We start from the raw sequence: 14611 nt of genomic DNA on the forward strand, positions 1-14611 counted from the left end.
CAAACTCACCCTCAATATCGATTCATTCTATTTCTGTTCATCGCAAACCCAAGTCCTGCACCAACAATTCCACCCAATATATGAGTCAGATTAGAAACATTATTCCGTACAAATAACCCTTCATAAAGCTGTCCTCCTAAATATATAACAGCAACAAGTAGAAACGTTAGCGGAACTTCTCCTTCTTTTATGCTCGTAATTGGCGATAACAAAATTAATGCAAATACAACACCACTTGCTCCTAATAACATCACATTAGGTAAAAAAATAAAGTGAACAAGTCCGGTCACAAGTGCTGTTGAAATTATAACAAAAAACAGATTAAGTGAACCATATTTTTACTTTTCTTTTTGTCATAAATCCACCTCATATTATATAACTGTAATTAATATAGCAAATATAACTACAGTTTTCAAGTTGAAAGTCTATTTTGTTACAATTCTTAGCAACTTTCGTTAAATTTTCAAACAAATCCACAAATAAATTGTAGCATCATTTAACGCAGAACTAAATAAAAGAGATACTTTATCATATTTTTACAAAAATAACTACCATTTCCAATTCTACAATGTTATAATTATATCAATTGCTTGCAAAGGAGTAACTACATGAAAAACGAAATACTTTGTTATAGTATTGGTGCTCTCTTATATTGTCCCGCTAATAACGAAAACATAGTTCACTATTTAATTAACGAAAAATTTGGGACTCTGTTTTCACTTGCCTTATGCTTAGAAGATACGATTCGTGATAGCTGTGTTGCAGAAGCCGAACAACAGCTTATCCACTCTCTCAAACAGTTACACAAAGAATCACAAATCAAAGATTTTTTTATGCCTCATATTTTCATCAGAGTAAGAGAACCCAAACAAATAAAAAAATTAACCCTACAACTAGGTCAGGCTATCTCTATCGTAAAAGGATTTATTATTCCTAAGTTTTCTTTAGAAAATGCTGACAGCTATATACAAGAACTTCTTGAAACTAATGAGCATGTAACTCAAACCTTATATATGATGCCTATTTTTGAAAGTCCTACTATTATACCACTAAACACAAGATATGATATTTTATATGGATTAAAAGAAAAATTGGATTCCATTTCTCAATATGTTCTTAATATCCGTGTTGGCGGAAACGATTTATGCCATGCATTCGGTTATAGGCGGCATAGTAGTGAATCTATTCATGATATCAAACCAATTTTTAATATTCTCTCTGACATTATAACTGTATTTGGAATGGACTATGTTGTATCCGGTCCTGTGTGGGAATATTATAATGGAGAAGGATGGGATACAGGTCTTAGAAATGAATTAAACCAAGACAGGTTAAATGGCTTTATTGGAAAAACAGTAATTCATCCTAATCAGATTCCGCTCGTCAATGAAGCTTACAAAGTGTCAAAAGCAGATTTCGAAGATGCTGTTTCTATTTTAAACTGGGATTCCAATTTAAAAGGGCTTGTATCCGGCAGTGCTGAAAACACTAGAATGAATGAATATAAGACCCATTCTAACTGGGCAAAAAAAATTATAATCTTATCCCATATCTATGGGAAGTCAGAATTTTAATAGAATCGCAAAAATCTTTAATATTCGGCACGTATTGATAATTATCAAGTTCTATGTTATTATAACCATATCCCCCCTAGGGGGATATAATTTTTCATAAATACCCTAATGCATTAGGAGATATAGAAGATGAACCGATTAAAAAAAGACACTTGGTGTACGTTAAAATTGGCTTTCCCCATTATCATTGAAAATACATTGCAAACATTGCTAGGAACAACCGATACTTATTTTGCAGGTCAATTAACTGATACTGCAATTGCAGGTATTAATATAACTAATATTATAATGAATATCTTTATAGCATTTTTTACTGCTGTCAGTATCGGAACAACTGCCATTGTTACAAGAAGTTATGGAAAAAAAAACTACGAGAAAACAAATAAATCTATGGTTCAGTCAATTATCATTGGTTTCTGGCTAGGATTAACAATTGGTATTATCTGCTTCATCTTTTATAAACAATTTTTAATGGTGTCAAAGACACCTAAAACTATTATTGAATATGCAACGCCTTACTATTTCGTAGTTGCTATTCCATCTATATTTCTTTGTCTGCAGTTAATATTGTCCAGTTGTCTGAGAGCTGTCAAAGATACGAAAACACCTATGTATATAACCGGACTGTCAAATATATTAAACATTCTATTGGATACTTTATTTATCCATCTTGGATACGGAGTATTAGGACTCGCTTTAGCGACAACACTATCCCGAATCATCGGTATGTTACTTCTATTTTATAAATTGCAAAGGCATGACACGAATATTAAGTTCTGCAAAAAAGATTTTGTAGCAGATAAAAAATTGATTAAAACTATTCTTACAATCGGTATTCCTGCTGGTGCAGAAAAACTAATTATGCGAATAGGACAGCTTTTATATAACAACATGATAATTTCTATTAGCGTGACTGCATATGCTGCACATAATATCGCCGGAACCATTGAAAGCTATTCTTATATTCCAGCTATGGGATTTGGGCTGGCTGCATCTACTTTGGTCGGTACCTCACTGGGAGAACAAAAAATCGAAGATGCAAAAAAATATACTTATATCAGCTATTTATTGTCTGCTATTTGTATGATAATAATAGGTGCTGTATTTTATATCTTTGCCAAACCACTTGCTTCCTTATTTACTACTACAAAAGAAACGCAATTATTCGTTGCAAGTGTACTCCGAATAATTGCGTTTTTTCAACCATTTTCCGCTTTGGTACAAGTTATGACCAACTCACTTCAAGGTGCAGGTGATACAAAATTCCCTATGTATTCAACGCTCATCGGTATCTGGGGAATCCGATTAGGTATCGGTTATCTGTTAGCCATTCCTTTTAGATTAGGTCTTAAAGGCGTTTGGTATGCTTATGCTTTTGATTTAGTAATTAGAGGACTTATACTTTTAATAAGATTTTATAACGGAAAATGGGAAGAAATAATAATAAGTGTGGACAAAAAATAAAAAATAGAGAAACACAACTTTTTTATTTTTCCTAAAAGCGTTGTATTCCTCTATTTATACGACTTCCCTTCCAAGCTGCCTAGGGGACTTGAACCCCCGACCTCCGCCTTACCAAGGCGACGCTCTACCGACTGAGCCAAGGCAGCATATCAATGGTGTATCTGTTTTAACACATAATTTAGTTTACTCTTAACACGTTGAATTGCGTTATCAATTGATTTCGGTGAACGCTCTAAACGCTCAGCTATCTCTGTATATGGATACCCTTCCATATACAAATTCATAACCTCTTTTTCCAATAAACTAAGATGTCTTCCGAGTTCATATTCTATCACACTGACCGTCTCTTTGTCAATAACCAATTCCTCCGGATTCAACTTATGAGCCGCAGGGAGAAAGTTTATATAAGGATCCTTCATATCTTCATATTCCTCTAAAAAAGCCGGACTATAAAAGGAGATATAAGTATTTAAAGGCATATTTTTTTGACGATTTGAATTTTTAATTGCGGAATAAATCTGTCCCGCAATGCACAAATCGGCAAATGTATAAAAAGATGCTTTCTTATCTGGTTCGTAATCTCTTATTGCTTTATATAAACCAATCATTCCTTCCTGAATAAGATCATCCTTATCTCCATCAATTAAAAATAACTTTCTTGCCCGTTTCCGCACTAAGTTCTTATATTTATCCATCAAAAAATCAACAGCGTCATTATCACCCTGCCGAATCAATACAATAATCTGTTCATCTGTAAGTTGATTATATGATTGCTTCACATCCAATCCCCTCTTTTAATTTATCAGCATCTAGTCTATTTACAAGTCATGAATTTCATTTTCGTAAAATATAGAAAACAGTCCGGCAAGCATTATTCTTGCCGAACTTTATCTTTACTGTTTTTATCCGTTACTGAAAACTTATAAAAAGTTGTAAACCTTTATGTTTCATTCCTACTTCAATGTGTATGCTTTTGTACTGAATAAATCCAGATACTACTCACAAGTTCTTGTACACTCCATAGGCGTAAATTCCTGACTAACGTACCAGTACATATCTGCATTAACTTGAACGTGTTATGATACAGATTGTTGTTCTAAAGTCGTTTTTCCATATCTTTTTAGATTCAAAGAAGCTTGGTAATCTCTATCTATCACGTTTCCACATTCACATTTGTAAATACGGTCTGATAACTTTAAATCTTTCTTGATATTTCCGCAACAACTACATAGTTTAGAACTTGGAAAGAATCTATCTGCAAGAATTATCGGAATATTCTTCCATGCAGATTTGTATTCCATCTGTCGTCTAAATTCTCCAAAACATTGTTGTTGAACTGCCTTCGATAAATGTCTATTCTTCATTATTCCTTTTACATTCAAATCTTCCATACATATAAAACTTGGTTCTCGTTTTATGATTTCAGAGGTTGTCTGATGTAAATAGTTTTGACGAAGATTGGTTAGTCTGTGATTTAACTTTAAAAGTTCTTGTTCACTTTTTATAAGGTTACTTGTTTTACAGTAATTTTCTCCTTTCTTATTTTTCTCATATCTTCTTGATATGGAACGCTGTAACCTGCGTTTTCTTTTCTCTAATTTCTTTACTTTTTGAGTTTTATTTATATTCTGATATTTATGCCCATTCGAACAGATTGCTAAATCTTTTATTCCTAAATCAATTCCAATTCCTTCGTTTGATGGAAAAGCAGAACTGTCTTCGTATTCCATTCCAATTGTAATCCACCAATTTAATCCGTCATATTTTATACGAGGATTCATGTACTTTACGTTTGCAATAGGAATACGACCATGTTCTGCAAGCCTGATCCAATTTAATTTCTGTTTGTTTTTCTTTTTCGAAGCAGCGAATCCTTCTACTTTTACATGAGTGTCTGTAAATTGGATTTTTACATTATCCTGATAGAATTTTGGCATGGAATGTTTCTTACTCTTAAATCGTGGAAACCTTGTATACCCATTAAAGAAATCTCTATACGCTTCACAAGCGTCTTTAATTGCTTGTTTGGTTACATTGTTAGAAACCTTATTTAACCAAGCATATTCTTCTGTCTTCTTTAATTGTGTAAATTCTTTTCGTAAATCTCCATCCGATATAAACTTACCACCGTTTTTATAATTATCCTGTTCTCTACCCAAAGCCCAGTTATAAGCAAATCTGGCCGTATTAGCATATTGGAATAATTTGGTTTTTTGTTTATTATTTGGAATCAACATTACTCGAATTGTTTTTATCATTGTCTTCACCACCTTCTTCTATCAGTTCTTTAACAAGTTTTCTTGCTTTATTTGCACGTTTTCCTTGTAACTTACAACTGAATACAGTTATTATTTGAACTAAATCTTCAACAAGTTCTTGTTGCTCTGGTTTTTCAGTGTTATCAATTATTTCTATATCGCAATTATATAAACTTGCAATATATTCAACTAATTCAAAACCAAATCGTAATAATCTATCTTGATACAAAACTACAACCTTTTCGACTTTATTCTGAGAGATTCGTTTAATCAGTTCTTTTAATCCTTTTTTCTTATAATTGATTCCAGAGCCAATATCACTAATAATCTCAAAAGGCTTGCCTTGTGCAGTTAAGTACAATTTCATATTCTCTATTTGACGTTCCAAATCATCTTTTTGTTTCTTGCTTGAAACTCTACAATAGCCAATGGTAATTCTATCAAGATTTGGTTTTATATTCACCACTTGATTCAATTGTTCGTGCGAATAATATCTATATCCATTGCTAGAAGTATGATGTGGATGAAGTTTTCCGTTATTGTCCCAATTCCGTAATGTTTGTGCTGAAACTCCTAAAATTTTTGAAAATTCATTGATAGAATAGTATTTGCTCATAATTAAAATCTCCTTATAATGTTTATACTTTATTCTATCAAGATAAGTTATAAAATTCAACAGATATTTATAACATTTTACAAGTTTAATTTATCTGTTTGTCACCTCTTTGTCTTACAATTTCATAAGCAAGTACACCCATTGCCACGGAAGCATTAAGCGAATCGATATCACCTTTCATTGGAATCTTTGCAACAAAATCACATTTCTCTTTAACAAGACGACCAACTCCATCCCCTTCGCTTCCGATTACGAGTCCTATTGGTCCTTTCAAATCCAAGTTATACATGACTTCACCGTCTAAATCAGCACATACAAACCATAGACCTCTTTCTTTTAATTCTTCAATTGTCGCTCCAAGATTTGTAACTTTAGCAACCGGTGTATAGTTGATTGCTCCTGCAGAAGCCTTTGCAACCGTAGCTGTAAGCCCAACTGCTCTTCTTTTTGGAATGATAACACCATGAGCTCCAGCCTGATTTGCAGTTCGGATAATCGCGCCAAGATTATGAGGATCTTCAATGTTATCTAGTAAAATTAAAAATGGTGGTTCTCCTTTTTCTTCTGCAAGGCGAAACATATCTTCGATATCCGCATATTCATATGCTGCTGCATAAGCAATTACACCTTGATGTTTTCCTGTTGTTGACAACTGGTCTAATCTTTCTTTTTGTACAAAATTAATAATTGTATCTCTCTTTTTTGCTTCTCTTAAAATTGTTTTTATTGGTCCATCCTGACAGCCATCGAGCAAAAACACACGGTCTATCGTCTTTCCTGAGCGAAATGCTTCCAATACAGCATTTCTTCCTTCAATTGTAAATTCTTCGTATCTCATTCTTTCTCCAATTCCTTACCATATTTTCATTACGAATTGCCTTAATTTATGTTCTGCTATTCTTCTCTTTTTCCAACCCATATTGAACAAGCCAAAGTGCCCGATCTATTTGATTATCTAGGTATAAATACCCCATCAGAGCCTCAAAGCCTGTCGCAGTACGATAATCGAGTACACTTGCATTTTTTGCTGATGTAGCCGATTTGGCATTTCTTCCTCTTTTGTATATTGCTAATTCTTCTTCTGTCAATTCGTCCTCTATTTGATGAATTAACCTTGCTTGTGCTTCTGCCTTTACAAAAGAACTCGCTTTTCTGTGAAGCTTATTCACAGGAGCATTACCATGCTCAACAAGCATGGTACGAATAATCAAATCGTAGATGGCATCACCAATATAAGCCAATGTAAGCGGTGAGTACTGTTTTGCCATGACCGGCTGTAACTCAAATGTGTCTTGTATCTTATCTAATAAGCTTTTTACGCTCTTTTCCATCTTACGCCTTCCCTTGTATCTTCTAATACAATTCCTTTTTCCAGTAAAAGATTACGAATCTCATCTGCCCTGGAAAAATTCTTTTCTTTTCTTGCAGTTTGTCTTTCCTCAATCAACTGCTCAATCTCTTCTTCCAGTAATTCTGTTTCCCGTTTTGTTTGAATTCCTAATACATCACAAAGCGTTACAATATATTGTTCTACCTTTTCAACTGCTTCTCTTGTGCTTTCTTGTGTTAGATTTGAATTTGCAAGCTTAACCATCTCAAATATAACAGACACTGCATCTGCTGTATTAAAATCATCGTCCATTGCAACGTCGAATTTTTCATTCAACTTAGCCATCTTTTCTACAACTGCTTTTTCTTCTTCTGTCATGCCTGATTCATTTGCCTGCTCTTTTAATCTTTCTAAATGATCAACCGCATTGAGAATACGTTCTAATCCGTTCTTTGCTGCCTCCATTAATTCTCTGCTGAAATTAAGTGGCATACGATAATGAGCACCACTGAGCATGAAGAAACGAAGTACTTCATATGGATATTTTTCTCCAATTTCACGAACCGTAAAGAAATTTCCCTCTGACTTTGACATTTTCTTATTATCAATATTTAAAAATCCATTGTGTAGCCAATATTTTGCAAACTCTTTATCATTGCATGCTTCACTTTGGGCAATTTCATTTTCATGGTGAGGAAAAATCAAATCTTCTCCACCCGCATGAATGTCAATCTGGTCACCAAGATACTTTTTACTCATAACCGAACACTCAATATGCCATCCTGGACGTCCATCACTCCATGGTGACTGCCATGCCGGTTCTCCCTCTTTTTTCGGTTTCCATAATACAAAATCCAGCGGATCTTCTTTGTCTTCCTCACCGGCAACTTTTATATCACGATGACCAGCTTCCAAATCGTCGATATTTTTCTTTGATAATTTTCCATATGGTTTAAAACTTCTCGTACGGAAATATACCGTTCCGTTTTTCTCATAAGCATGCCTTTTATCAATCAAGGTCTGAATCATATCAATCATTCCATCTATTTCTTCGGTTGCTTTTGGATGCGTTGTAGCAGGTTTTACATTCAAATGCTCCATATCCTCTTTTACCGCAGAAATAAAGCGCTCTGAAATAACTGCAGGGTCGACACCCTCTTCATTTGCTTTTTTAATAATTTTATCATCCACATCCGTAAAATTAGATACATAATTTACTTCATAACCTTTGTATTCAAAATATCTTCTTACTGTATCAAATATAATCATTGGTCTTGCATTTCCTATATGAATATAATTATATACCGTAGGACCACATACATACATTTTTACCTTTCCTTCTTCTAAAGGAACAAACTCTTCTTTTTTTCTCGTTAAAGTATTATAAACTTTCATCTTCTTATTCCTTTCTTATCACGAAATACTTTCATTTCTGATAATACTAATTTTTCTTTAATTTTTCAACTTCTTTTGATAAATATTTCAATTCTTCTCTTAACTTTTGATTTTCCTCTCTCAAGTTCGATATATCATTTAGCACAGGGTCAGGAAGATGAACTTGATCCATTTCTTCCGTTGGTATTCTTACATTGTCTCTTTTTACCACTCTTCCAGGCACTCCCACTACAGTAGAGTTCGGCGGAACTTCTGTTAATACAACCGAACCCGCTCCTATTTTTGAATTTTTTCCAACCCGGAATGAACCTAAAACCTTTGCTCCCGCACTAATCATAACATTATCTTCTATCGTTGGGTGTCGTTTCCCCTGCTCTTTTCCTGTTCCCCCAAGCGTTACTCCCTGATACAAAGTCACATTATCACCAATAATTGTTGTTTCCCCTATAATAACACCATTTCCATGGTCAATGAACAATCCTTTTCCAATAACCGCTCCCGGATGAATTTCTATTCCTGTCTTACGGGCAGTTCTTTGAGAATACCATCTTGCTAAAAAATAATGTTTTCTCTGATACAACTTATGTGCAATCCGATATCTGGTAATTGCTTTAAAACTAGGATACAAAAAAACTTCCATCGAAGATTTAATTGCCGGATCGCGCTCTCTTATAATTCGGATTTCCTCTTTCACAGCTTTTATAAAGCCCATACAATCCCTTCCCTCTATATTATATTTCGTTTTTCAATAATAAAAAAACTCCATCTCTACTCTTAGAGACGAAGTTATCCGCGGTTCCACTCTATTGTATATCAAAAGACATACTCTCATTTGCCATTAAAATAAATCTTTAACAACATACAGGTAACGGCTGTAACCGGATTATACTACTCTGTTTCGCATAACCAGCTCCCGAATGCACTTCGTTTATTGTTTAATATAGAATGCTTCCAGCCTCCGACATTCTTTCTCTGTTATTATCCATATAAACTACTCTTTCGTTCCACGCTTTTTGCTCTATTCCAATCATTTTTACAATCGCTTTTATTCTATGCAATATTCTGATTTTTGTCAACCCTTATACAATTTCGTTTAAATAAACTCTCTGTCCTCTCCAAATACTTTCCGCTTCCTCTGTATCCTCTAACATCTTTGCCATTATAATTGGCACCGTTTCCTTTTGAACCCATTCTGCCGATTCTTCCAAAACAGTTTTATCTAAAAAATGACTTTCCAAAAAATACGCTTCTGTTTCATCTTCGATTGAAAAGAAAGCCATAAGAATTTCCCTTGTATAATTAAAATCAATTAAACTTTCTGTGATTTCAAGAACACCCTTCTCCCTTCCATAAGCCAAAATTCCTATGATATGGTTCTTTTTAAAAAATACCCTTACTGCTCCACAAGAAGCCTTCATTTCCTTTTGAAGATTTGTATAATATTCCTGTCCTCTTATAACGTAAAGGTCAAATTCCTTCTGAAGTATTCTTTCGCAAAAAGAAAGTAATTCTTCCAATTCCTCTGTTGATAGTTCTTCTATTGTCTTTGACTTGACCCCAGAAGTAAAATCCCAGTTCCTTTTTATTTTATGCAAGCGATATCGTTCCTGTTCATATATGAATCGAAATCCAAATGGTTCATATATCTTACGATCGGCCGGCATTAAGTAAGTAAGCTTAATTCCGCTTTCTTTCATAAAAGAAAAGCTTTGTTCTAAAAGCTGTCGCATATTTCCTTTCTTCCGATATTCTTTTTTCGTTGCTACTCCAACAATATAATAGCTTTCTACTTTTTTCCCTTTGTAGCATAAACTATATGGATTCAGATGCACCATGCTCACTACCTCATCTGTCTCTTCTTTTGTAAAAACAATGTTATTTTTCCATTTTTCAGTAAAATAGTAATCCATATATGATTCACTATCACCAAAACATTCTTTCCATAGTTTTCTACAAGATTCTCTTTTATCCATTTTAACAATTTACCCTTCTTCCTATTCCATTGACTTTTAACACACTTTTTCAAAATTATACCAAATAATATTATTTTTTACTAGGAATATCTCTGAAGTTCCGCTATAATTGTATAAAAATGTGTAATATATTACCTGGCGGAGGAAATTAAGCATGAAAGAACCAATTCACTTAATGCAACCAATTGAAAACAAAGAATTTCATTATTTAGAAGATATCATTTCTGCTGGTTTAATCAAGTTATCTGGTCAGACCGGAGAAGTTATTTATGCAAATGATATTTTTTTTCAATTAAATGATATCACAAAAGAAGAATATATCCAAAAGTATCATAACTGTTTATTTGAACAAATGGTACCTGAAAAAGCAGAACAATTAAAAGAGCAGATAAACGAAGCTGTTTCTAATCAATCACCCTTATCATTTTATTATAAAATGGAAAGTGGACAGGGAGAATCAAAATTACTGCATCTTCACGGGAAACCTATCTCTCATGAAGACTCCCCACAACCGTTTACTTTTTTGTGCATAATTAAGGATGTTACAAGACAAAATCTATATAAAGAATCACACCTGTTTGAACAGCTTTGTACAACAATTCTAACTAAATTAATCGGTTCGCTCTTTTGGGAGTACGATATCCAGACACAAACACTCTTTCGGTATGGAGTGCTTTCCGAAACTTATTTAAATAACAAAGTAATTCCAAACTATGTAGAAACCATACTAAACAACAATTACATCCATAAAGATGATGAAGAATCCTTCCGGCATTTCTTCGAAAGTCTATCCACTGGCAAGCAATATAAGACAGCTGTCATTCGCTATAAAGACAACCTTGAAATTTATAATTGGTATCAGCTTCAGGGAATTGTACTATTTGACAACTGTAATACTCCGGTGCGAATTTTTGGAACAACCAAAAATATAGGAAAACAAGAAAAACAAGAAGATACCCAGTCACTTTTAATTAAAAAATCTGTTTTTGTTAAAAAAATGAATGAATACTTAAAATCATATAAAGATGACTCCATTCAGCATGCTCTCATTCTTATTGAAATTGATAATTATAATTCATTAAAAAGAATTCACGGCAAAACACTATTAGAAAATATTATGACAGAAGCTGTCATTGAATTAAAAAATATTTTTTCAGAGCAGCTACTTGGACAATTGTCACCAACCACTTTGGCTGTATTTTACTACGAAGTTCAAAGTCAAAAAGATTTAATTGGACAGTTAGAAAATTATGTATCAACTATAAGTCAGCTATATAATAATCCTTCGACCTTTTCGATTACATGCTCTATGGGTGTTGCAATAGAAAAAGGAACAACTACGTATGAGTTGTTTCATCGAAAAGCTGAAATTGCACTTTCCACTGTTCAAAAAAAAGGCGGGGGATTTTTTGATTTTTATGGTCATTCCAAAACGCAGCAAATCGTGCAGAAGAAAATTTCACCTTTTGAAAAAACAATAAAGTCATCAGCAGACCTTTCTTTTCTTCAACAGACACTTGCACTTTTAGAAAATACGGATATTGAAAATGCCCTTTATCATTACCTGTTTCATGTCTGCCAATATTATAATGCCAGTCATGCTTATATTATGCTAAAAAATCAGGTAGAACAGACTCTTTCTGTTTCCTACCAATACAGCACTCCTAATTATTTTAGTGATATCAATGCTCTTTACCAATATCCATTCGAACTGGTTGGCGATTATATTAAGCTATTCGATTCCAATAACTGTTATTTCTGCAACGATTTGTTGGAGGTAGAACAAATTTCTCCTGTAATTGCTGAAAGCTACCGACTTGCTGGTGTAACATCATTTTGGCAATACGCTTTATATAGTGATGGATATTGTATCGGATTTTTAGGTATTGATTTCTGTTCCGAGCAAGAAGCTACAGAAAATAGCCAAATTACTTCGTTTTATTTTATGGGAAAATTTCTCTCATATATTATAAAAAACCTGCAGCGTCAACGTTGTATGTCACTACCCTATCATCGTGATAAACTAACAAAACTGTTAAGTTTCCATGAGTTTCTTCGTCACGGAGAGACCATTGTGCCTAAAAATCCTGCAATAAAATTTGCCGCTATTTCTTGCAATATTAATAATTTCAAAAGCTACAATAAAAATTATGGTATCGCAATTGGAAATAAAATATTAAAAAAGTATGCTCATGAATTACTTCTTTCTCTAAAAGAAAATGAGCTTTGTACACGTATTTCAGCCGATGACTTTGCATTACTCTTAACCTATAATAATTCCATTGAAGAATTATTTTCCCGGCTCGTAATATATTCCAATAATAGCCTGTGCAATACGAAACAAATGCCGGATTATTATCGTTTTGATGTTATATATGGTATATGCCCTCTTTCTGAAAGCCTCAATTTAACTGACGCATTTCAAAAAGCTATTCGTGCAAGAAAATCACTTAAAGGTTACACCGGAAACCAGTACGCCGTTTATAACTCTGAATTTGAGCAGCAGGAAATAATCCGTTATTCATTTAAAAAGTCATTAGAAGATGGATTAAACGAGAACCAATTTCTTCCATACTATCAGCCAAAGTTTTCTCTTACTGACAATAAATTGGTAGGTTTCGAAGCACTTGCCCGTTGGAAGCAGGAATCCCAACAATTAAAGTACCCAAAAGAGTTTCTCTCTATCATGGAAGAGAATAACCATGCAATTGAACTGGATTTTCAGATTATTCAAGCCATCTGCAAAGACCTTCATACAGCAATGAAATATTCTGAAAAAATATATCCGGTATCAATCAATTTGTCAATAACTCATCTAATGACAACAAACTTTATTGAACGACTTTTACATATTGTTCGTTGCTATCAGATTCCTCTTTCTTATTTAAAATTTGAAATTTCAGAAGATTTCTTTCATCATTATCAGACGGAGACATTCTGCTTTATTTCAGAGCTTAAAGAGTTAGGTTTCTCCATCACGATTGATAATTTTGGAAACCACTATTCTTCCTTTAACATTCTTCGTGAATTTGATATCGACTCTATTAATTTAGATGTTTCGTTCTTCCAAAACAAATATAATTCATCAAAGGAACAAATAATTGCGAAAACCATTGTGGAACTTGCAAATACCCTTAAGATTTCAGTAAATGTGAAGAACCTGGAAAAACCAGAACAGATTAAAACTCTTTGCGAATTAGGATGCAATACTGCACAAGGGTTTGCTTTTTCACAAGCATTACCATTTGAGCAGATTCAAAAAGAATATTTAATGAAAAAAACTTCTTCTATGATTTAAGCTTCATTTTTGGGTTAAAAAGGACTGTCTAAAACTTTGAAGACAGCCCTTTTTTATCTATGTCTAACTCTCCTTCCTGCAACCCATACATCCATTGCATCCAGAGCATTGTCCTCTCTGTGTCATTCGGTCATCATAAATATAGTTTGTTACTTCATTTAACAAACATACTGCATGAGCTGATATTCCCTCAGAGGAACCAGTGAATCCAAGTCCCTCCTCCGTTGTTGCTTTTATATTAACCTGCTCTACTGAAATGTGAAGTGTTTCTGCTATTGTTTGCCTCATTTTTTCAATGTAAGGAAGCATTTTAGGTTGTTGTGCAATAATTGTCGCATCTATATTTTCAATAATATAGAGATTGTCCTCTAAAAGAGCAGAAACAGCCTTTAATAGATCTACACTGGATATCCCTTTATATTCTTCCTTTGTATCAGGAAAATGCTTTCCAATATCGCCCAATGCGGCTGCTCCCAATAAAGCATCCATAATTGCATGCAATAATACATCTGCATCCGAATGTCCGAGAAGCCCTTTTTTATAAGGAATTTGAACACCTCCAATAATAAGTTCCCTGTCATCAACTAATCTATGAACATCATATCCCATTCCAATTCTCATTTTCATACCTCTGCTTATTTAAGCATATTTTCCTTTCTTCTATAAATTACTTTGATTTTTATAGTATACCATTATTAACTCA

At 33.5% G+C, this 14611-nt stretch carries 12 protein-coding genes, 1 tRNA gene, 1 pseudogene and 1 other annotated feature; of the genes and pseudogenes, 3 read left to right on the top strand and 11 right to left on the bottom strand.

The genetic code is table 11. The annotated features are described in order from the left end of the window. Positions 1–11: 11 nt before the first annotated feature. Positions 12–338: pseudogene (locus FYJ58_RS01940) on the bottom strand (rhomboid family intramembrane serine protease); the annotation flags it as partial. Positions 339–608: 270 nt separating this feature from the next. Between FYJ58_RS01940 and FYJ58_RS01945 the strand changes: the two are divergent. After that, positions 609–1574 carry an HpcH/HpaI aldolase/citrate lyase family protein gene (locus FYJ58_RS01945; protein WP_154516479.1) on the top strand — a complete coding sequence of 322 codons (966 nt, stop codon included), beginning with the start codon at positions 609–611 and terminating at the stop codon, positions 1572–1574. 129 nt (positions 1575–1703) lie between these two features. After that, a complete protein-coding gene (locus FYJ58_RS01950; protein ID WP_154516482.1) occupies positions 1704–3038 on the top strand; it encodes an MATE family efflux transporter in 1335 nt (444 codons plus the stop codon). A gap of 73 nt (positions 3039–3111) precedes the next feature. Here the strand turns inward: FYJ58_RS01950 and FYJ58_RS01955 are convergent. The 9 genes from FYJ58_RS01955 to FYJ58_RS01995 all read right to left on the bottom strand — a co-directional run bounded on the left by FYJ58_RS01955 (position 3112) and on the right by FYJ58_RS01995 (position 10610). Beyond that, positions 3112–3184 (bottom strand) — tRNA-Thr (locus FYJ58_RS01955). A gap of 3 nt (positions 3185–3187) precedes the next feature. Then, complete coding sequence (gene sigH / locus FYJ58_RS01960) at positions 3188–3817, bottom strand: RNA polymerase sporulation sigma factor SigH (RefSeq protein ID WP_328597775.1); 630 nt, start codon at positions 3815–3817, stop codon at positions 3188–3190. Between the two features lie 297 nt (positions 3818–4114). Further along, positions 4115–5296 (bottom strand): RNA-guided endonuclease InsQ/TnpB family protein, encoded by a 1182-nt coding sequence (locus FYJ58_RS01965; protein ID WP_154516488.1) that lies wholly within the window; start codon positions 5294–5296, stop codon positions 4115–4117. Continuing rightward, on the bottom strand, positions 5259–5912 hold the full coding sequence (locus FYJ58_RS01970; protein WP_154516491.1) for an IS607 family transposase: 654 nt from the start codon (positions 5910–5912) through the stop codon (positions 5259–5261). The genes FYJ58_RS01965 and FYJ58_RS01970 overlap by 38 nt, the downstream gene beginning before the upstream one ends. 85 nt (positions 5913–5997) lie before the next feature. Beyond that, positions 5998–6750 (bottom strand): 23S rRNA (guanosine(2251)-2'-O)-methyltransferase RlmB, encoded by a 753-nt coding sequence (gene rlmB, locus FYJ58_RS01975; RefSeq protein WP_154516494.1) that lies wholly within the window; start codon positions 6748–6750, stop codon positions 5998–6000. 46 nt (positions 6751–6796) lie between these two features. Beyond that, a complete protein-coding gene (locus FYJ58_RS01980) occupies positions 6797–7243 on the bottom strand; it encodes a Mini-ribonuclease 3 (RefSeq protein WP_154516497.1) in 447 nt (148 codons plus the stop codon). After that, positions 7228–8637, bottom strand: coding sequence for a cysteine--tRNA ligase (cysS, locus tag FYJ58_RS01985; protein WP_154516500.1), 1410 nt, complete (start codon positions 8635–8637; stop codon positions 7228–7230). The genes FYJ58_RS01980 and cysS overlap by 16 nt, the downstream gene beginning before the upstream one ends. 46 nt (positions 8638–8683) lie before the next feature. Continuing rightward, positions 8684–9349 carry a serine O-acetyltransferase EpsC gene (gene epsC, locus FYJ58_RS01990; protein ID WP_154516503.1) on the bottom strand — a complete coding sequence of 222 codons (666 nt, stop codon included), beginning with the start codon at positions 9347–9349 and terminating at the stop codon, positions 8684–8686. A gap of 61 nt (positions 9350–9410) precedes the next feature. After that, positions 9411–9653, bottom strand: a binding site (T-box leader). Positions 9654–9716: 63 nt separating this feature from the next. Beyond that, positions 9717–10610 (bottom strand): GNAT family N-acetyltransferase, encoded by an 894-nt coding sequence (locus FYJ58_RS01995; protein ID WP_154516506.1) that lies wholly within the window; start codon positions 10608–10610, stop codon positions 9717–9719. Between the two features lie 154 nt (positions 10611–10764). Here FYJ58_RS01995 and FYJ58_RS02000 point away from each other — a divergent pair, with 154 nt between their 5' ends. Next, entirely contained in the window at positions 10765–13908 is a 3144-nt protein-coding gene (locus tag FYJ58_RS02000) for an EAL domain-containing protein (protein ID WP_154516509.1), read from the top strand. 63 nt (positions 13909–13971) lie between these two features. Here the strand turns inward: FYJ58_RS02000 and ispF are convergent, their stop codons facing one another. Beyond that, complete coding sequence (ispF, locus tag FYJ58_RS02005; RefSeq protein ID WP_154516512.1) at positions 13972–14529, bottom strand: 2-C-methyl-D-erythritol 2,4-cyclodiphosphate synthase; 558 nt, start codon at positions 14527–14529, stop codon at positions 13972–13974. Between the last annotated feature and the right edge of the window lie 82 nt (positions 14530–14611).

The organism is Velocimicrobium porci, assembly GCF_009696045.1.
GTDB lineage: Bacteria > Bacillota > Clostridia > Lachnospirales > Lachnospiraceae > Velocimicrobium > Velocimicrobium porci.

Bases quoted from the DNA above. Each gene is read 5' to 3' on its own strand.
- FYJ58_RS01945 (WP_154516479.1), top strand. From the start codon at position 609: ATGAAAAACGAAATACTTTGTTATAGTATTGGTGCTCTCTTATATTGT.
- FYJ58_RS01950 (WP_154516482.1), top strand. From the start codon at position 1,704: ATGAACCGATTAAAAAAAGACACTTGGTGTACGTTAAAATTGGCTTTC.
- FYJ58_RS01965 (WP_154516488.1), bottom strand. From the start codon at position 5,296: ATGATAAAAACAATTCGAGTAATGTTGATTCCAAATAATAAACAAAAA.
- FYJ58_RS01970 (WP_154516491.1), bottom strand. From the start codon at position 5,912: ATGAGCAAATACTATTCTATCAATGAATTTTCAAAAATTTTAGGAGTT.
- rlmB (WP_154516494.1), bottom strand. From the start codon at position 6,750: ATGAGATACGAAGAATTTACAATTGAAGGAAGAAATGCTGTATTGGAA.
- FYJ58_RS01980 (WP_154516497.1), bottom strand. From the start codon at position 7,243: ATGGAAAAGAGCGTAAAAAGCTTATTAGATAAGATACAAGACACATTT.
- cysS (WP_154516500.1), bottom strand. From the start codon at position 8,637: ATGAAAGTTTATAATACTTTAACGAGAAAAAAAGAAGAGTTTGTTCCT.
- epsC (WP_154516503.1), bottom strand. From the start codon at position 9,349: ATGGGCTTTATAAAAGCTGTGAAAGAGGAAATCCGAATTATAAGAGAG.
- FYJ58_RS01995 (WP_154516506.1), bottom strand. From the start codon at position 10,610: ATGGATAAAAGAGAATCTTGTAGAAAACTATGGAAAGAATGTTTTGGT.
- FYJ58_RS02000 (WP_154516509.1), top strand. From the start codon at position 10,765: ATGAAAGAACCAATTCACTTAATGCAACCAATTGAAAACAAAGAATTT.
- ispF (WP_154516512.1), bottom strand. From the start codon at position 14,529: ATGAGAATTGGAATGGGATATGATGTTCATAGATTAGTTGATGACAGG.